The sequence below is a fragment of the Clostridium sp. genome (genome assembly GCF_036639235.1).
GTDB lineage: Bacteria > Bacillota > Clostridia > Clostridiales > Caloramatoraceae > Clostridium_AB.
Genome location: NZ_JAVWJB010000017.1, coordinates 3,575 through 22,511, shown reverse-complemented (window position 1 = coordinate 22,511; position 18,937 = coordinate 3,575). Strand labels below are relative to the sequence as shown.

Annotated in this window: 17 protein-coding genes; 6 read left to right on the top strand and 11 right to left on the bottom strand. The window is 32.3% G+C overall.

All coding sequences use genetic code 11. From position 1 onward, the window contains the following. Positions 1-19 precede the first annotated feature (19 nt). The 9 genes from RR539_RS06105 to RR539_RS06065 form a co-directional block, all read right to left on the bottom strand. Complete coding sequence (locus tag RR539_RS06105; RefSeq protein ID WP_332473356.1) at positions 20-493, bottom strand: threonine/serine exporter family protein; 474 nt, start codon at positions 491-493, stop codon at positions 20-22. 12 nt (positions 494-505) lie between these two features. Then, positions 506-1,267: a threonine/serine ThrE exporter family protein gene (locus RR539_RS06100; RefSeq protein WP_332473357.1), complete on the bottom strand. Its 762-nt coding sequence runs from the start codon at positions 1,265-1,267 to the stop codon at positions 506-508. Positions 1,268-1,515: 248 nt separating this feature from the next. Further along, positions 1,516-2,130, bottom strand: coding sequence for an ATP-binding cassette domain-containing protein (locus RR539_RS06095; RefSeq protein WP_332473358.1), 615 nt, complete (start codon positions 2,128-2,130; stop codon positions 1,516-1,518). A 1,190-nt stretch (positions 2,131-3,320) separates the two neighbouring features. Further along, the gene (locus RR539_RS06090) at positions 3,321-3,869 is read right to left on the bottom strand and encodes a TDE2712 family protein (protein WP_332473359.1); all 549 of its coding nucleotides are present in this window, start codon (positions 3,867-3,869) and stop codon (positions 3,321-3,323) included. 102 nt (positions 3,870-3,971) lie between these two features. Then, positions 3,972-4,880: a cache domain-containing protein gene (locus RR539_RS06085; protein WP_332473360.1), complete on the bottom strand. Its 909-nt coding sequence runs from the start codon at positions 4,878-4,880 to the stop codon at positions 3,972-3,974. Beyond that, positions 4,861-5,838: a cache domain-containing protein gene (locus RR539_RS06080; RefSeq protein ID WP_332473361.1), complete on the bottom strand. Its 978-nt coding sequence runs from the start codon at positions 5,836-5,838 to the stop codon at positions 4,861-4,863. Before RR539_RS06080 ends, RR539_RS06085 begins: the two co-directional genes overlap by 20 nt. Positions 5,839-5,912: 74 nt before the next feature. Then, positions 5,913-7,076: a dicarboxylate/amino acid:cation symporter gene (locus tag RR539_RS06075; RefSeq protein ID WP_332473362.1), complete on the bottom strand. Its 1,164-nt coding sequence runs from the start codon at positions 7,074-7,076 to the stop codon at positions 5,913-5,915. Between the two features lie 146 nt (positions 7,077-7,222). Further along, positions 7,223-8,086 (bottom strand): tRNA 2-thiocytidine biosynthesis TtcA family protein, encoded by an 864-nt coding sequence (locus tag RR539_RS06070; RefSeq protein WP_332473363.1) that lies wholly within the window; start codon positions 8,084-8,086, stop codon positions 7,223-7,225. 46 nt (positions 8,087-8,132) lie between these two features. Further along, positions 8,133-10,151, bottom strand: a complete 2,019-nt coding sequence (locus tag RR539_RS06065; RefSeq protein WP_332473364.1) for a molybdopterin-containing oxidoreductase family protein — start codon at positions 10,149-10,151, stop codon at positions 8,133-8,135. Between the two features lie 184 nt (positions 10,152-10,335). On the opposite strand from RR539_RS06065, the gene RR539_RS06060 reads away from it, so the two are divergent. After that, the gene (locus tag RR539_RS06060) at positions 10,336-10,968 is read left to right on the top strand and encodes a cobalamin B12-binding domain-containing protein (RefSeq protein ID WP_332473365.1); all 633 of its coding nucleotides are present in this window, start codon (positions 10,336-10,338) and stop codon (positions 10,966-10,968) included. Between the two features lie 69 nt (positions 10,969-11,037). Here the strand turns inward: RR539_RS06060 and ybaK are convergent, their stop codons facing one another. After that, on the bottom strand, positions 11,038-11,490 hold the full coding sequence (gene ybaK, locus RR539_RS06055) for a Cys-tRNA(Pro) deacylase (protein WP_442878397.1): 453 nt from the start codon (positions 11,488-11,490) through the stop codon (positions 11,038-11,040). 287 nt (positions 11,491-11,777) lie between these two features. Between ybaK and RR539_RS06050 the strand changes: the two genes are divergently transcribed. From RR539_RS06050 to RR539_RS06030, 5 genes are all read left to right on the top strand, one after another. Continuing rightward, positions 11,778-13,094, top strand: coding sequence for an ABC transporter substrate-binding protein (locus RR539_RS06050; RefSeq protein ID WP_332473367.1), 1,317 nt, complete (start codon positions 11,778-11,780; stop codon positions 13,092-13,094). Between the two features lie 74 nt (positions 13,095-13,168). Then, a complete protein-coding gene (locus tag RR539_RS06045; protein WP_332473368.1) occupies positions 13,169-14,053 on the top strand; it encodes a carbohydrate ABC transporter permease in 885 nt (294 codons plus the stop codon). A 9-nt stretch (positions 14,054-14,062) separates the two neighbouring features. Further along, positions 14,063-14,866 carry a carbohydrate ABC transporter permease gene (locus RR539_RS06040; protein ID WP_332473369.1) on the top strand — a complete coding sequence of 268 codons (804 nt, stop codon included), beginning with the start codon at positions 14,063-14,065 and terminating at the stop codon, positions 14,864-14,866. A gap of 28 nt (positions 14,867-14,894) precedes the next feature. After that, positions 14,895-16,637 (top strand): DUF4091 domain-containing protein, encoded by a 1,743-nt coding sequence (locus RR539_RS06035; RefSeq protein ID WP_332473370.1) that lies wholly within the window; start codon positions 14,895-14,897, stop codon positions 16,635-16,637. A gap of 21 nt (positions 16,638-16,658) precedes the next feature. After that, positions 16,659-17,822, top strand: coding sequence for an acyltransferase domain-containing protein (locus RR539_RS06030; RefSeq protein ID WP_332473371.1), 1,164 nt, complete (start codon positions 16,659-16,661; stop codon positions 17,820-17,822). Between the two features lie 639 nt (positions 17,823-18,461). Here the strand turns inward: RR539_RS06030 and RR539_RS06025 are convergent. Beyond that, positions 18,462-18,937 (bottom strand): DMT family transporter (locus RR539_RS06025; RefSeq protein WP_332500247.1); only part of this gene is annotated, 476 nt, incomplete at its 5' end.

Genomic DNA, 18,937 nt, shown 5'->3' with positions numbered 1-18,937 from the left:
CTTGAAACAACCTCTTATTTTAATTATCTGTAATTGATTTTAGTTCTTTTCGTCTTTGCTTAATTCTAACTGCAAGCTGAAAAGCCGCTGTTATAGTCATTATTCCAAAGGCAATAGCTCCTGCAACTGCTGCTGTTTCTATTCCCTTAGATAGTGCCATACTTAGGTTATCCTCTACAATATACTTAATAGTATCAAATGCAGTTATTCCAGGAACCAGTGGATATATACCTGTTATAGAGAATATTGATGCTGGTGTTTTCTTAACCCTTGCCATAATCTCACTATATATACCAATACCACCTGCACCTACAAAAGTAGCCATAGCAGCCGAACCTGTAATATCCTTAAATACTGCAAATAGCACCCATCCTATTGAACCAGATATACCAGCTAGGAAAAGATTCTTTCTTTCAATATTAAAAAACACTGCAGGAAAGAAACTTCCAAGAAACGCAAATACAATTTCAATTAACATATCTCCGCTTAACATATTCTTCTCTCCTTACATTAACGCATTTCCAAGTAATAGCATAATACCAACTCCTGCACCTAGTGCACAGGCTGTTAGTATAGCCTCACCTATTCTACCTGAACTTGAAACAATGTCCCCATTAAGTGCATCCTTAATACCACTTGTTATAGCAACTCCAGGTACAAATACCATTATAGCTCCTACTATAACCTTATCAATATTAATATCTGGTATAAATAACTCAAATACTAATGTCATACCACCTGCAATAATACCTGATAGGAATAACTGTAAAAATTCAAAGAATCCGTACTTTGCCATATACTCCTTAAGTGAGAAGATAGTCATACTTATTAAAAATGCTATAATCCCATCAACAGCATCTCCACCAAATAAACAGCTATAAACAAATGCATTAAATGAAGCTGCTAAAAGCATAATAGGAAAGCTAAAATATGGTCTCTTTTTAATTTCCTCAATCTTTTTCATAGCATCAAAGTATGAAAGCCTCTGGGTTTCAAGTTGTCTTGAAAATGCATTTACAAGCTCTATCTTATGTAGGTCAACATTTCTATCCTTAATTCTTCTAATGGTTGTTAAAGAATGTATATCGTCTTTAGTTCCCTCAGTTGATATAAATATACCTGTAAGGGTTGCAAAGCAGTCACATTCTATTCCATAACTCTTACATACACGTCTTATAGTTTCTTCTACCCTATATACCTCTGCTCCACTAGTTAGCAGTATCTCTCCAAGATCCATTGCAAGCTGCAGAACCTTACTTGTATCCAATTAATCACCTTCTTTAACCTGTATAACTTATCGACCCTATTCATTATCCTATAAATAGAAATTTTGTAAATACTTTCGCAAGTAAAATAACCTAATTTTAACTTTATACAAATAAATCCTACAATATTATACCTAAAATTAAAAATAACCTATTACATAACATAATATAATAGGTTATTATATGTCAAATATACGAATTCATAGTTTTAAAATTAACAAACTTATATCCTATACTTTAATACTTGGTATTATAGGTAATATAATTCCTTGCATATATCTATAAGATTATTATCGTGTCTTGCCCCAAGTATTATTGTTGTTTTTCTAAGTTCATTAATACTCTTTAGAAGCTTCATTATTCCATCTCGCTCTTCCTTATCAAGATATTGAAAAGGTTCATCTATTACTATTAGCCTTGGCTTTTCCATAATTGACTGAGCTATTGATAATCTTTTTTTCATGGAAAAATCATATTGGTTAACCTTTTCATCAATATATTCTTCAAGGCCAACAAGGCATAGGGCATCACATATGGTATCCCTTCCAATTATCCCCCTAATTGCTGATATTGATGTTAGATTCTTAAGTGCTGTGTAGTTTCCTATAAAGCCCTCTATACCAAGTGACATGCCAATATCATCTATTATCCCATTATAAACCTTAACATCATAGCCAAGAACAACGGCTTCTCCTACAAATTCCCCACATAATCCACAGATTATATTAAGTATTTCACGTCTACCTGAGAAATTATCCCCAACTATACCATATACTCCACCTTTTGAAAATAACATATTAACATCCTTAAGACTTTTCCCATCACTTGTTTCAAGATTTATATTTTTTAGCTTTACCCCTTCCATACTACCCCTCCATATTAGAATTTAAATTTTATTCTAGTAATGCTGTATGAGGTCAACATAAGTGTTAGTATTAGCACAATTATATAAATAAACGAGAATTCTAAACTCGGATATATTGTTTTTACATCATGATATAAAAGAATGGTATTAAAACCAGGTAAAGCTTTATATATCATGTTAATCTCAAAATTATGTGATACCCCTGAAATTATAAATATTATTGAGTTTATAAGAATCGGCAGGCCAATCTCCAAGGATATGCTGTATCCTAAATAAAATATAAGTCCGGTTATATTAAGTAATATAAATAATAACCAAATTGAAATTACGATACTTGTAACTGGGGAATATACCTCACTTAATACCCCATACCCCTTGTCCTTAATAACCACAGCTGCAAATTCACTCCAATTATTATTAAACTCCCCCAAAGCAAGGGATAATATAAAAACCCCTGTCATAGTTAATAGTAAAAAGACAACACTTAAAAGAAAGATAGACAAAATATAGGACTTATAAATATCACTTTTTCTCTTTAGCCTTGATATGTACATATAATTCACTTCACCCTCTGCAAATATAGAGGATATAAAAATAATAAATAATACGGGTAAAAAGATTCCTATTATAGTAAAGTCATTTAAGAAATAAATAATATAATCATTTGCATTATAGGTACACTCAAAGCTTCCTCCATATATGCTAAAAAAAGCTCCACTATAGGCTATAATAAAGGTTAAACCTATAATTGTTATTAAGAATCTTATCTTAAAAAAGCTCCTTTTTAAATTTTCAAATGCTAAATAAATAAATCTACAGCTCACATTATCACCTTCATTATGTTTATTAGACCTATAGATTATACTTATGCTTTTTTGAAAATTATAGAACATTTACTACTCTACATACTTTGTCTCCTATCGTCTAAAAATTTATAAATAATAAATAATCCAAGCAATAAAAAAAGGTATTTCAATTAAATTGAAATACCTTAAATTGTTCATCTTATAAAAAATCTAAATCCATGATCAAGGGGGCCCTATGCCTCCTACCATACCTTTCAAGGGGTCAAGTGACTCTTTAGCGTCGCCTCGTAGCTTTAGCACCCCTTTGCAAGTCTCATGAAAACAGGTTTTTAATGACAGGCTGTTGACTTTGTCAACAGCCTGTCATTAATATATATTTAAATATTAAGCGTTAATAAACTCTACTAGCTTATTCTTAATATATTCTTTAACTTCTATATTATCAATAGTAAGTACTCCTGTACCTTCTAGTGATGGTCTAACCTTAAAGAAGTTAATCACAAGTGTATTGTTTGAGAATATAACATCTTGCATTGATAGTGGTGAAAATCTAATTTCGATTTCCTCATACTTTGACTTTGACTTTTCGTCACCTATCATTGACAATACATCATCAATATTAAGTTGCTTTAAAGGAGCAATCATCATGTTAGTATACTCAAGGTCCTCAAGCATCCACATGTTATAGTTCCAAAGTCTTGCTTCACTTTTAGTTTTTTGTGATAGAAGCTCTCTGTTTGTGATTGAGCTAAGAACTTTTCTAGCTCCCTCTGCAGTTAGTTCACTATCAACCTTATAGCTTAAAGCAAGCCCCTTCATGTTAGCGATCTCATTTAGATAAATCTCTGAAACCTTTTCTCTTTCACTTGTTGCCTGCCAAAAATATAGCATTGACTCTAATTCTTCAAGATTCAGTCTTAATCTTTGAAGCATTTAATCATCCCCTTTTCGTAATGTTTACCTATTTTCTATTATACAATATATAATATTAATAAAAAAGGAATTTTAAATAGCTTCTGTCTATTCTTTATTTTTTTACTTTCTTTTGAAAAAAGTCATCCTACATGGAAGCCCTATTAACTTATTAATAAATGTAAGTAAAAGTATATTAACTGTGGTCATTATAATTAATACCTTATAAACATTATCTCTATTATTTTCTATTTCACAAATCATAGTCCATCCACCAATATTAAGTTCACTATATACTCCATATACCTCAACATTATCTAAATTTCTATATGGTGTCTTTGGGGAATAGTCTATACTTGTCTTAACCGTTCTAACATCTATACTATCCTCTCCAACTATTCTATTAACTCTCCCCCCACCTGCTATAAATGCCCCTTCCTTGTCTACTATAATAATCTCTATATTATTACCTGTTTTAGGTGATATATCCTCAACAATATCCTCAAGACTAACTCTTATTGCTATAACCCCTAGTACATTACTATTTTCCTTTCCTATAGGACCTGCAAAATCAATATACCATTTATTCTGTACCTTAATAGGCTTACTAGTTGTAAGGGCACCTTGTAGTGCACCTTGAATATAATCTTGATACATATATTCTTTAACATTATTAACATATCCTGAATATATGTCCCCCTTGTTATCTACTACAATAATGTCCTTATAGTCACTGTGATAATATTTTAAAAATCCAACCCTACTTTCAACACTTTCCTTATTTAATGAGATTATATCACTATCTCCCTTAAGATTTATTACCTCACTTGTGTAATCTCCTATCGTATTATTAATAGTATTTGCATACATCTCACCAAATGAAGAAACGTTCCTAACATATACATTAGATACATGCAGATTAAATAGCCCATATAATCCAAGTATTACCACTATAATTATTAGCCCGTTTACCATATAAGTTTTTATTCTACTTCTATTATTATTAAATATATTAATTATTGTTCTTGTCATCTAAGCCACCTCCAATACCTAACCCTTTGGAGACTCTATCTAATTCTTCATCTGAAAGCTCTACTCCAAATTTTCTTTTTAGGAATAATTGAAGTACAAGTATTATAAGTCCCTGAAGTGCTACCCCTAACTGTGCAATAAGTTTTCCCTGCTCCTGCTTAAGAATACTTTCTTCATAGTCACTTTCTATAACAAGTGTCCAGTTACTTCCTTCAATTGAGAAATACCTCCCATAAACTTCGGCACCAGAGTAATCCTTATAAACCGTTGTTGAATTATGATCTATATTAAGTCTTAAAGCTTTAAGGTTTATCTTAGATTTACCTACTGCATCAACTATATTCTTTGATGGGGTCATTAAATACCCATCCTTATTTACAAGATAACTTTCAAGTCCCTTCTCTTGTCTTGACCCTTGAAGTATATCTACAACCTCTTCTAGGGACATTTTCATATAGATAATCCCTACAACTACATTATTATTTATAATAGGGATACACCCCTCAATAATGTAACTTCCTTCTAAATACCTTAAATTAAAACTTTCAGTCTTTGTATATACTGCTTTTTCATAATATGCACTTGAGTATATGCTACGAATATTTTCAGTATATCCATAATAAACTGTACCCTTTAAATCTGCTATAACAACATTATCATATATTTTTTTTGTAGTTGTTAGGTAGCTAAATATACTCATTATCCTCTCTCTTTGAAGGGTTTTAACCTCCTCAAGTCCAGTAACAAACCTAAGTTCCCGTCTTAAATCAGATAGATGCCTTTCTATTGCCTGCTTTTGCTCATTTCCAATTAAGTATAATTTATTACTTATATCCTTTTCATACTGATTAAAATTCATAAAGTACATTGTAAAATATGCTGATAGGGCAATAGACATAGATACTATTGTCGTAATTATTGCATGCTTCGTATGCTGATTTAACCTTCTTTTTCCCATAAAAAATATCACCTCCAACTTAGGGGCTTTATATAAATTATTCAGCCCTAAGTTTAAAGGTGATATTAATTATGTTAATTAAATCTAGATGAAACTTTATCCATAATAACTGCTATTGCACCATCTCCTGTAATGTTGCATGCAGTTCCAAAACTATCCTGTGTTAAGTGTAGTGCTACTATTATTGAAATCATATTCTCAGGTAGCCCAAGCATTGTTGTAAATAGTCCCATAGCAGCCATAACAGCGCCACCTGGAACCCCTGGTGCTGCAACCATTGTTACCCCAAGCATCATAATAAATGGAATCATTTTCCCAAGTGAAATATCTCCTCCGCTCATAAATATAACAGCCATTGAACATGTTGTTAAATTAATAGTGCTTCCTGATAAATGAATAGTTGAACATAGTGGAACAACAAAGTCCGCTATTTTATCACTTACTCCATTCTTTTTAGTTCTCTCAAGAACTACAGGAATTGTTGCTGCTGAAGACTGTGTTCCTATAGCCGCAACATATGCTGGTAGCATATTCCTAAGTAGCTTAAATGGATTTTTCTTAGAAACAAGTCCAGCTACAATATATTGAATCAGTACAATAGTTAACTGAAGTAAAATTACAATTATTAAAACCTTTGCAAACATGGTCATTATACTTACTACTTGTCCTGCAAAAGTCATATTAGCAAATACACCTAGAATATACAGTGGAAGTAGTGGAACAATAATCTTCCCTATAACCTTAGATATTATGCTGTGAAATTCACGAAGTCCATCCATTAATATATTACCCTTAGTAACAGCTATCCCAAGTCCTAATACAAAAGCAAGTACAAGTGCACTCATAACCTCCATAATAGGTGGAATATTAATAGTAAACAGTGGTGCAACTAGAGAATTCTTAGGATTAACAAGCTCTGTTAAAACACTACTTTGAGATAATATTTTAGGAAATACACTTGAATTAACAAAAAACGCAGCAAGCCCTGCAAATAGAGTTGATGTATATGCTATAAATGCTGTAATACCAAGCAATTTCCCTGCACCCTTACCAAGTTCACCTATGGCTGGTGCTACAAATGCAATTATAATAAGTGGTATTGTAAAGGATAAAAACCCACCAAATATACCGTTAAAGGTTGAGAAAATAGCTATAATCTCCCTTGGAGCAACCGATCCTATACCAATACCTAATAAAATACCTAATATTAATCTTGGTAGTAATCCGAATTTTTTCATATAATCACCTACATTCTTAGATTATCCACTGTAGGTAGTATATCAACATTGATAATTAATTTCTATTAATTTACCAATTCAATTCCTATGCAATATATGCCAATAAAAAAAGCGATACCTAATAAATTAGGCACCGCTAGTATTTATTAATCTTCATAGAAATCAAGGAATGAGTGCTTCTCACTTCCTTTTTCCCATCCAAGTATAGCATCCATATTAACGTTTTCTGCTGCTTTAAATATAGACTTATCTACATCCTTAAAGTTTTCTTTAAGCTTTGCAATCATCTCTTTAATTTCATAACGCTTATTACCTATCTTCTTAGCTGCAACCATACAAGCACAGTTAAGTGGGAATATACCACTACTTTGTGTAAACTTTTGTATATGAGTCTCCTCAATATAGTATAGTGGTCTAATAAGCTCAATACCTTCGAAATTATTTGCATGAAGCTTTGGCATCATAGTCTTAAAATTACCTGTGTATAGAACATTAAGCATAGTTGTTTCTATAACATCATTAAAATGGTGCCCAAGTGCTAACTTGTTACATCCAAGTTCCTTAGCTCTACTATATAGTGCTCCTCTTCTCATTCTTGCACACATATAGCATGGATAATCCTTGGCTATCTTGTCTATAACCTCAAATATACCTGAGTCAAAAATCTTAATAGGAATATCAAGATACTTACAGTTATCCTCCATAAGTGCCTTAACATCTGGGTGGTATCCAGGGTCTAGTACAATAAATTCAAGTTCGAAATTACATCTACCATGACGCTTAAGCTCTTGGAAAAGCTTCGCCATAAGCATACTATCCTTACCCCCTGAAATAGCTACTGCTACTTTGTCTCCCTCTTCTACAAGTTTATAATCATTAATGGCCTTAACAAACTTAGACCAGATAGTTTTTCTATATTTCTTGATAATACTTCTTTCAATTTCCTTAAGTGGTTTTCTTTCGTTAAAAGGAATTAAAACCGGACATCCTTCTCCTGCTATCCCTGACATATAATCACCTCTAGGATATTATACAACTATTTTTAGGATTTTTCACTTATAACTTACTTATAGTAGCTAAAAATCCTCTTCCACCTGGAAAGCCTGAATATTTATCTAAATTCTCATTATCTGTAAGAAGGTTAACATTAGCATCATCCCATCCATGTGGAACTAATATTGTGTTTTCTATTACCTTATCAGTAATATCTATATCAATAACTATGCTACCTCTTTTACTTTCAACCTTAACCTTATCCCCAATTGATATTCCAAAGGCCTTAGCAGTTTTGGGATTAATTCTACCGGTTGGTGTATTCTCACCTTTAGAAGTTATTGAGTTAACATTTCTATATCTTGAGTGTTGATATTCAAGTCTTCTATCTCCTGTTGAAATTACTATTTGCTTACTAGACATAGAGTTTACAGGACTTTCAAATGGCTCTTCATACTTTGGAATAGGACTGAATCCATATCCCTTAAGCTTTGATGAATATACTTCTATTTTACCTGAAGTAGTATTAAATCCTTCTTTAACATACTTTTTCTCAGTATATTCTCCATATACAGTCTCTACCTTATCACCATTAAATTCTAACTCACTAATTTTTCTGATTCTATATTTTATAGCTTCCCTTTCATTTTCAAATGGGAAAAGACTTTCATAACCCATTTTATGGGCTAGTTTAATTATAAAATCAACCTCAGATAGTGTGCCATTAAGTGAAGTTACCCTAGGTGATATTCCGATAATATTCTCCTGTCTTGAATTTCTTATATATATTTCATCTCTTTCAAGAACTGAAGCACCAGGTAAAACTATATCCGCCATCTTTGCGGTTTCAGTTAGATAGTTATCCATAACAACTAGAAAATCAAGTTTTTCTAGTGCCTTTTTAAGCTTACCTGCATTTGGCCATGTAAGAACAGGGTTACTTCCAACAACCATAAGTGAAGCTACCTTGTATGGATCTTCATTTAAAATAACGTCACTTAGTATATTAATCTGGGCACTTCCTCTTTCCTTAGTGAATACAGGATATTCCCTCTCCCCTATTATGTTTTCAGTTCCATTGTATTTAAGGGTAATATTTTCAAGACATGGACCCTTAGCTTTCATAGCACCACCAAGTACATCAATATCTCCTGCTATTGCTTGAAGCGCTGCTATAGCCCTTGCTGATTGGAATCCATTTGACTGAAGCTCTACTGCAATCCCTGCTGTTAGTGATGAAGGTGAACTCTTTGCAAATACCCTTGCAGCTTCATAAATAAGATCCTTATCAACACCTGTAATTTGCTCTACCTTATCCGGTGTATAATAAGCTGCTTCACTGGCTATTTCATTAAATCCTAATATATATTGATTAACAAAATCCTCGTCATATAATTTTTCGTTAATAATCACATTAATAAGTCCAAGTGCTAAAGCTCCATCTGTTCCCGGCCTTAACTTTAAATGAATACTAGCATGTTTTGAAAGCTTAGTTTCGTATGGGTCTACAATAATTAGTTTACACCCCTTATTTAATGCCTCTTTTATATATAACATACTTGGAGGACACGAATTTTGAGGATTATATCCCCAAAATACTAAGCACTTACTTTCCCTAAAGCTAGCTGAGGGAAGATACCCTAGTGTTAAACTATGGGCAATTTCCTTTGATGTGTGACAGTGACTTCCTGCGTTTGCGTAATTTGGACTACCATATGCAGATGTGAATCTTTGATAATACTGGGGAAACTCTTTTCCAACCCCTGCTTGTCCTGTATGAACAACTAGGCTTTTTCCTCCCCACTTATCCCTATTCTCTATAAGTTTACCTGATATAATATCTATTGCCTCATCCCATGAAATTTCACTAAATGTTCCATTTCCATTGTTTTTAAGAGGACTACTTAACCTTTCACTGTTATTAATAATATCAGGAATACTTTTTCCCTTAATACAAATAACGCCACGGGTTACAGGATCATCAAAATCTCCCTCTACCTTAATAACCCTATTATTTTCGATATGTGCCTTAATACCACAATATCCTGAACAAATATTACAATTAGCTTTTACAATAACCATATTATCCACCCTATATAAATTATTTTTTAACAATATTACTATAAATATACTCAACTTTTATATATTTTACCAACAATTTTAATAAATACAAATATGCTTAAATATCACTATTATCTATTGTTAAATAAAGCTTTATGTGATTTATTATATTGTGTATACACTTTTTTCAAAGGGGGATAAAAAAATGCATCCACTATTACAAAAGATATCAGACTGTGTTGTTAACATGGATGATGATATTATTGAAGAGGCTGTCCTTGAGGCTATTAAAGAAGATTCTATTACTATTGAAGAAATATATAACAAGGGTTTAAATGATGGTATGCAAAGAGCTGTTAAGCTTTATGATGAAGAGGAATACTTTATTCCTGAAATAATAGTATGTTCTGATACCCTTAACCTTGGAATTGATACTCTACGCCAAAGTGGACTTATGAAAAAGGAAACTAAGGGAAAGGTTGTTTTAGCTGTTGTTAAAGGGGATACCCATGATATTGGTAAGAATATAGTTGGGATTATGCTTGAAGCATCAGGATATGAGGTAATTGACCTTGGAAGCGACTGTCATGAAGAGGATATTTTAGAGGCTACTATTAATCATAATGCTGACATTGTAGGACTTTCAAGTATGATGACAACAACTATGAGAAATATGGAATCTGTTGTTAACTTATTTAAGTCAAAGTCACTAAACACCCCGATTATAATTGGCGGAGGACCTATTACAAGTGAATTTGCAAATGAAATAGGTGCAACTGGTTACTCATCAAGTGGCCCTGAAGCTGTAAAACTTGTTAATACTATTCTACATTCATAGAATTTAATTGTATAAATTATATTTTAATATTAAAGTGTCATGAAAATTTTTCATGACACTTTTTATTATCTATTTAATAATATCCTCATACTCTCCCCTAGTAATAGCTAATAAGTCCCTAGGGGTAAGTTCTATTTGAATTCCTAGCTTTCCCCCACTAACTACTACAGTATTAAGCAGCTCTACCTCACCTTGAATAAATGTTTTATATTGCTTTTTCATTCCAATTGGAGAACATCCACCTCTTATATATCCTGTTGTTTTTAAAAGATCGTTTAGTGGTAGCATGTCTATCTTCTTCTCCCCTGCTACCTTTGCAGCTTTTTTAAGATCAATTTCCTTATCTACAGGAATAATAAATACATAAACTTCTTTAGATGCTGATATAGTAACTATTGTTTTGCATATTTCATCTACACTACGTCCTACCTTATTTGCTACTGATATTCCGTCTATCTTACCATCTGAACAGTCATATGTTTTAACATAGTAATTAATTTTTTCCGTGTCTAGTATTCTCATTGCATTTGTTTTTTGTATTTTCCCCAAAATAAACACCTCCATATTAGCAAAAGTATAATTTTTTTTATTTGTGGCACTCTATATTAAGTACATTTTATCACTATTTAAGGTCATTTATATTAAAATGTGTAATTTTTTACATACTAATACATTTTTCAACCGTTTTCGATAGATTTTTTCTATAGAACTTCCTTTATTATAGGTTTTAACTATTATACATTTAATTTGACTTTATGTAACATTATTTAAGAAGAATATTTATAATTACATATTTGTAGGAGGATATCATGAAAAGATTTGCGAAACTTATTTCCGCTCTTCTTATTATTGTTTTCACACTAACTGCCTTTGTTGGCTGTGGAAGTAAAAAGAATGAAGGTGCTGATGGAGAAACTAAAACTCTTACTGTTTGGCTTCCACCAATTGGACCAGACGATAAGCCAGTATGGGGAGAAATTTTTAAGAAGTTCGAACAAGAGAACAAGGTTAAAATCAATCTTGAAATTATTCCATGGGAGAACTACCCAGAAAAATACGCTACAGGTATTCAAGCTGGTACAGGTCCAGATGTTGGTTACATGTACGCTGAAATGTTCCCACAATTTATTAAAATGGGTGCTGTAGAAGACTTAACTAACCGTTTTACTGATGAAGACTTTAAGAACTATACATACCTTGATGCATCAAAAATGATGGGCGGTATGTACGGACTACCTATAGAAGCAGCTAACCCAGGTGTACTTTACTTTAACGAAGATATCGTTAAGGCAACTGGCGAAGATGCTATACTTGCTAAGCTTAAGAAGCATGAACCTATTACTTGGGATGAATTTATAACTGTAGCTAAGAAGGCTACTAAGGATACAGATAAGGATGGTAAAATCGATCAATTTGGTTTTGCACAGGGATGGGGCGCTAACTTCTTTGGTGACCTTAACTGGAACTGGTACAACTACCTATGGCAAGCAGGTGGAGACATCTACAAAGAAGACCTATCAGGTGTTGCATTTGATTCAGAGGCAGGAAAAACTGCTGCTAAGTTCCTATACGACCTAAAGTTTACTCATAAGGTTATCCCACCAGATGCTATGAGTAAGAAAAACGAAGATATGCTTAAAACAGTATTTGGACCTGGAAAGGCTGCATTTGCAATTGGTCTTTCATCAAAGGCTTCAGAACTATTTGATAAGGAATTTAAAGACCTTAACTACGACTTTACAATCTCAACTAAGGATAAAAAGGCTGCTACATTCGCATCAGTTGACCAATTAACTCTTATGTCAGCTGCTAAGGATAAGGACCTTGCATTTAAGCTTATGGAATACATGTTAAGTGTTGATTCAATGACTGCATTCCACAAGTACAATCCTAGAGCTCCTATGACTAAGGATGAGCCATACCAAGGAGATCCTAAGTTTGAAGAGATGATTAAAAAGGATAAGGGAATTTATAGACCACTAACTGTAGGTCCTAACGGAGTAGAAATCTACGATTACCTATGGAAAGAACTTCAAAAGATGATGAATGGTGAAAAAACACCTGACAAGGCTATTGATGATGCTGCAAAGTATGCAAATGACTTAATTAAGAAAAACTCAAAATAACAATAAAATTGAAAAAGACTACTGAAGTAGTCTTTTTCAGTTTATATTAAATCTATTATACTGAGGGAAAAACAATGAAAAACAAAAATCTACTAAAAAAACTATCTCCATATGGATACATTCTTCCAATAGGGATAATATTATTCTCATTTTATGTTATTCCTATGATAATGTCGCTTTACTTTGGGTTTACCGAATACAACGGTAATACACCAGCGGAATTTATAGGTCTTGCTAATTACAAGGACCTTATAACTGATAGTATGTTTAAGGATTCTCTTAAGAATACCCTAATATTCTCAGTTGTTTCAGTTCCTCTTCAAACTTTCATAGCATTAGGGTTTGCAGTATGGCTTACAAGCAAACAAAGCAAACTACATAATTTTGTTAAGGGCATTATATTTATCCCTGTTATTTCTTCAATGATACTTATAGGGATTATATGGAAAGTAATTCTTACCTCTGATAGTTCTCCTCTTAATTTAATATTTACTATGTTTGGAGCTACTCCTCCTAATTGGATTGGAGACCCACACCTTACACTCTTCACACTTATAGCCATAAGCGTATGGAAAAATGTAGGCTATTTTGTTGTTATCTATGTTGCTGGCATTATGGATATAGATAGAAATGTATACGAAGCGGCAAGGCTTGATGGTGCAGGTAAGATACGTGAATTTAAGGATATTACACTTCCACTTCTTAAACCAACAACTATAATGGTAGTATTCCTTGGGATAATATGGTCATTCCAAACCTTTGAACTTGTATACTACATGACAGGTGGAGGACCAGGAACCCGTAGTATGACAATGGTTTTAGATATATATAATCTAGCATTTAAACAATTTAACGTTGGATATGCTATGGCTGTTGCCAATGTATTATTACTTGTTATAGCTATTATTAGCATACTTCAAAGAACTCTTCTTAAAAGAGATAAATCAACTATATATTAGGAGGAACCCATGAAATCAATTAAAAGTATAATATCTAATTTATTATTAATTGTTATAGCTACATGTATGGTCATTCCTTTTATATACATGATTGTTACATCACTTAATGTAACCTATAACGAATATAGTTTTAACTTTTCTATATCAAGTATGACACTTGATAACTACAAAACCATACTTCAAGATGATGCATTTTTAAGATATTTTATTAATAGTGTAATAGTATCAGTTTCAGGTGTAGTACTTGCTGTAACATTTAGTTCACTAGCTGGTTACGCATTTGCTAAACTTGAGTTTAAGGGGAATGAGTCATTATTTTTCTTTATGTTAATAACTCTTATTATCCCATCTCAAGTTACAATGATACCACTATTTTTAATTATGAAATATCTAGGTTTAATAAATACATATTGGGCATTGATACTTCCGCTTCCTACTGCATTTGGAGTATTTTTAATGAGGCAATCAATACTAAACATTCCTAAGGAACTTATAGATTCTGCTAAACTTGATGGTTTAAGTGACTTTAAAATATTTATAAATATTATACTTCCACTTATTAAACCATCTATTATTGCACTTTCTATTTTCACATTTATAGGGGCTTGGAATGAGTTTTTATGGCCACTAATTGTTACAGATGGTGATATGAAAACACTAACAGTTGGTATGTCCACACTTGGTGCACAGTTTAATACTAATTACGGTCTTGTTATGGCAGGGGCTACACTAACATTTATGCCTTCATTTATTTTCTATGTAATACTTCAAAAGAAGTTCCAGCAAGGAATAACACTTTCAGGAATGAAATAATTAACTAATACTTTAGGGGGATTTATTTATGGAATTAAATTATGGAATTATCGACTCAGGGTACAGACACACTAAATATACAAGGGTATTTGGAGATTTCTACTCTAAAAAAGAATTCTCAACTAAGGTACTTAAAAACGAAACTTTTGCATTTCAGATTATACTAAGCTCCCTTGAAGAGTTTTTATGTTCACTTGAAGACTTTAACTATATATCATGGAATGGTCTTATTAATAGAATTAGAGTAAGTATTGATTGCGACAATGCTACTACCGACTCTATTCAAATGTCACTTGTAGACTATATCTCAGATGATACTGGTGCTCTAGTTACAGATATTTTATCTAACAAAGGTTCTATGAATGTTGAGGTAGGGGTTGCCCAGTTTATATGGGTTAAAGGAAAGGTTCCAAATGATTTTACAGGTGACTTTAAGTTTAATATTAACCTTCACTATACTAAAGGTTATGATGATGAGGTTCTAATAGGTAGCATTCCATGTAACATAGACTATGCTAATGTTACACTACCAGACCTTAAGGATGGAGACTTCTTCCTTGATTTATGGCAACATCCATGTAGCCTTGCACGTCAATATAATGTTAAGTTCTGGTCAGATGATCACTTTAATATTATTGATAACTATATTAAGGAACTTGCATCACTTGGTCAAAGAACTATAACTATAGTTGCAAGTGATTTCCCTTGGGCAGGTCAAGCATGTTTTAATGTTGCTGATAACCCATCAAACCTATTTGAGCACAATATAGTATCTGTTATAAAGGACAAAAACGGAGAGTTTAAGCTTAACTTTGATGCTCTTAATCGATTTATAGAAATCTGCTTTAAACATGGCATAGATAAAGAGATTGATGTATTTGGTCTTATAAGTAATTGGGACGGAAAGCTATTCGGAAACCCACTATACCCTGAGTATAAGGATCCATTTAGAATCAATTACCTAGACGCATCTGATAATTGCCGTAAGTATATGAAGTCTAAGGATGAAATATTCATATACATTAAACTATTAATGGAGCATTTTAAATCAATGGGATGGCTTGAAAAGCTTCGTATATTCTGTGATGAACCAAATAATCCTGAACTTTTCAATGCTAGTCGTGACTTTATTAGAAGTACCATGCCTGAATATGAAATTAAATTTAAGTGTGCTGTTAACAACACTGAATTCTTAGAGTCAGATGAATATAACATTACCGATAGTTCTGTAATAATCCCTATTATTGGAGCTGAATTCCATAAATTCAAAAAGGTTAGTGAAGACATTATTAGCAAAGGAGACACTATTACGTGGTTTGTATGTTGCTTCCCACAAATACCCAACCAGTTTATTTCATCACCTCCACTTGAAAGTAGATTAATTGGTCACATAACCTATATGCTATCACTTTCAGGATTCTTAAGATGGAACTACTGTTTATACCCATCAGATGTATTTAACAAGCCTTCATATAAATTCCCTCGCTGGATAGCAGGAGATATGTTCTTTGTATATCCAGGTGACGACTTAAAGCCTATGTCTTCACTTAGATGGGAAAACCTACGTCTTGGAATAGAACAATATAATATTATGAAAATGCTTGAAAAAAGCGGAACTTCAAGTAGTGATATTATATCTCTTATTGAGGAAGTAACTGGTACAGTAGCAGATATGAAGGGAAATGTTTATAATTTTGAAATGGGCTACTCACTTGACGAGAACCTATATGAATCTGTTAGAATTAAGCTTATAGAAAAACTTACTAAATAATAAGCCTAGAAGGAGATTACCATGCTTAATAATGCTATAAAAGTATACGATGATAACACTTTACTTGTTAATACCTATACACTTACAGTTACAGGTGAACAGATTAAAGCTCTATGCAGTGAAATTGGTTTTAATAATGAGGATACATCCTCACTACTTGAAACTTATCAATATATAACCTTAAGTCAAAGTGCTTTAAATATATTTAAAACCTATGTAACCTTATATTTTAATGAGGATAAGAACGGTCTTAGTGGATACTTTAATATATCTGATTTAATTAAAACAAATCCTGACCACCTCTTTTTACTTGTAGCACTTTATAGAGCATGTGAAATCAAATCCTTATATGAAGATAAGGGAATTGATAAGGATATTTATATAGATACTATGAAGGATATTACTGTATGGGCTAATAACCACCGTTTAAAATATGGGGTTCTCGGCCTATCAGAACTTCATTGGTTATACTATCACCTAACTCTTCAGTTATTTAGAATTGGTAGACTTCAGTTTATGAGGGTAGAGTTTAATGGTGACGTTAAGTTATTTAAGCAGCTTGCAACAGGCTTTCCTCTTATAATGTCATATGGTGACATAAAATATGATTTCCTGGGAAATAAAACTCTAGATAGGTCTGATTTTGTCTCAAGTTATATAGAGTCAGATGTAACTATTACAGCAAATCCTGTACGTGAAGGAAAATGCTTAAGGGATCCTTTAACTATTAACAAATGTGACTATTCACTTGAAATACAAAATGGAACTCCCCTTCTTGATATACATATTCCCCAGGGTGAGCCACTTAATATTAAAGACTCTATAGATTCAATGAAAAAGGCTGTTATCTTCTTTTATAAACACTTTAACAGCTGGGCTGTTAAGGGATTTACTTGTAAGTCATGGCTACTTAACCCTAATTACAAGTATATACTTTCACAGGAAAGTAATATTAGAAAGTTCGCCTCTATGTTCTACCATTATCCAGTAATATCAACAGATGATCAGATGTATATTAGGGTATTTAATGGTGAAACTTCACTTGAATCAATTAAATCATCTAAGTCACTTTCTTCACTTCAAGTATCAATAATTAATGGTATTGAGGAAGGTTTAGACTTTAGTGATAGTGGGATTATATTCCCAAGCTATGATATGAAAAAACTTCTACACTATACTATATAATATAAGTCCCCTAAGAATTTTCTTAGGGGACTTATATTTTTATAAATTTATAATAAATCCTAAAATTTCAAAAAACCTCTGTAAACCCACTTTTTCTATATGCAAGAAGCATCTATTCTGTGCATTGGTTTTTTCACTTTTTTAATGAAATTTAGTGATTTTTTAAGTTTTTCTACCTAAAACCCTATGCCGAAAGACTGAAAAAATTAATATACTATACTATCTAAAGGAGGAATACTAAAAAGGCTACCAACCTTCTAGTAAATATATACCCCTTATGATAAGTCGCAGCAGTTAATGTAAAAATATTTATAGTTTTCGTTGCAGCATTAAGCATAGAAATTACCTCTTAAATATCTGTAGTGTTTATAGAATTAAAGCGAAGCCATAAGTAGTAACTGTTAGTAACTTTCTCCTTTAGTTTAATGGATATATTGCCACCACTTTAAGTCAATTTGCTGCCATATATTAAATGAAACTTGTGATCGGAAATTTCAACCTATATGCAGTAAAAAAGCTTACCCCACCACTCTCAAAGCTGTAAGTGGTCAATATATCCTCTTAATTAGCCCTTTAAAGAAATTTATATATATTACCCAATCAAAAGGGCCCCTATGATGCCAGATAGGGGCCTTTTTGTTATACTTTTTTCCCTCCGTATAGGAACATATAAAGTGATGCTGAAAATATTATTAGATATCCAATTAAACTTAAAGCATCTGGTACCTGACTAAATAATACAACACTAAATATTCCTGAAAATACTACTGTAAAATAATTAAATATTGATATTTCCTTAGCAGGTGCAAACTTATATGCAAGTGTTATTCCAAACTGTCCTATACATGCAAATACACCTGATAGTACTAGAAATATTGTCTGCTCCATCGTCATAGGCTGATAATTAAATAAAACAAATGGTAACAGTACCGCCGTTGAAAAGAAGGAGAAATAGAATACAACGCAGTAATACTCCTCCTTATCCTTTAGAACACGAAGAACAGTATATGCTCCTGCTGCAAATATAGCCGATATAAATCCTATTAAATATGGAAGTATCTCAATATTAAGCTGAGGCTTAATAATAAGTAAACACCCTATAAATGCAACAAGTA

Coding starts and splice junctions, on each gene's coding strand:
- RR539_RS06050 (WP_332473367.1), top strand. CDS start 11,778: ATGAAAAGATTTGCGAAACTTATTTCCGCTCTTCTTATTATTGTTTTC.
- RR539_RS06075 (WP_332473362.1), bottom strand. CDS start 7,076: ATGAAAAAATTCGGATTACTACCAAGATTAATATTAGGTATTTTATTA.
- RR539_RS06040 (WP_332473369.1), top strand. CDS start 14,063: ATGAAATCAATTAAAAGTATAATATCTAATTTATTATTAATTGTTATA.
- RR539_RS06045 (WP_332473368.1), top strand. CDS start 13,169: ATGAAAAACAAAAATCTACTAAAAAAACTATCTCCATATGGATACATT.
- RR539_RS06060 (WP_332473365.1), top strand. CDS start 10,336: ATGCATCCACTATTACAAAAGATATCAGACTGTGTTGTTAACATGGAT.
- RR539_RS06070 (WP_332473363.1), bottom strand. CDS start 8,086: ATGTCAGGGATAGCAGGAGAAGGATGTCCGGTTTTAATTCCTTTTAAC.
- RR539_RS06080 (WP_332473361.1), bottom strand. CDS start 5,838: ATGGGAAAAAGAAGGTTAAATCAGCATACGAAGCATGCAATAATTACG.
- RR539_RS06065 (WP_332473364.1), bottom strand. CDS start 10,151: ATGGTTATTGTAAAAGCTAATTGTAATATTTGTTCAGGATATTGTGGT.
- RR539_RS06095 (WP_332473358.1), bottom strand. CDS start 2,130: ATGGAAGGGGTAAAGCTAAAAAATATAAATCTTGAAACAAGTGATGGG.
- RR539_RS06105 (WP_332473356.1), bottom strand. CDS start 493: ATGTTAAGCGGAGATATGTTAATTGAAATTGTATTTGCGTTTCTTGGA.
- RR539_RS06085 (WP_332473360.1), bottom strand. CDS start 4,880: ATGACAAGAACAATAATTAATATATTTAATAATAATAGAAGTAGAATA.
- ybaK (WP_442878397.1), bottom strand. CDS start 11,490: ATGAGAATACTAGACACGGAAAAAATTAATTACTATGTTAAAACATAT.
- RR539_RS06030 (WP_332473371.1), top strand. CDS start 16,659: ATGCTTAATAATGCTATAAAAGTATACGATGATAACACTTTACTTGTT.
- RR539_RS06090 (WP_332473359.1), bottom strand. CDS start 3,869: ATGCTTCAAAGATTAAGACTGAATCTTGAAGAATTAGAGTCAATGCTA.
- RR539_RS06035 (WP_332473370.1), top strand. CDS start 14,895: ATGGAATTAAATTATGGAATTATCGACTCAGGGTACAGACACACTAAA.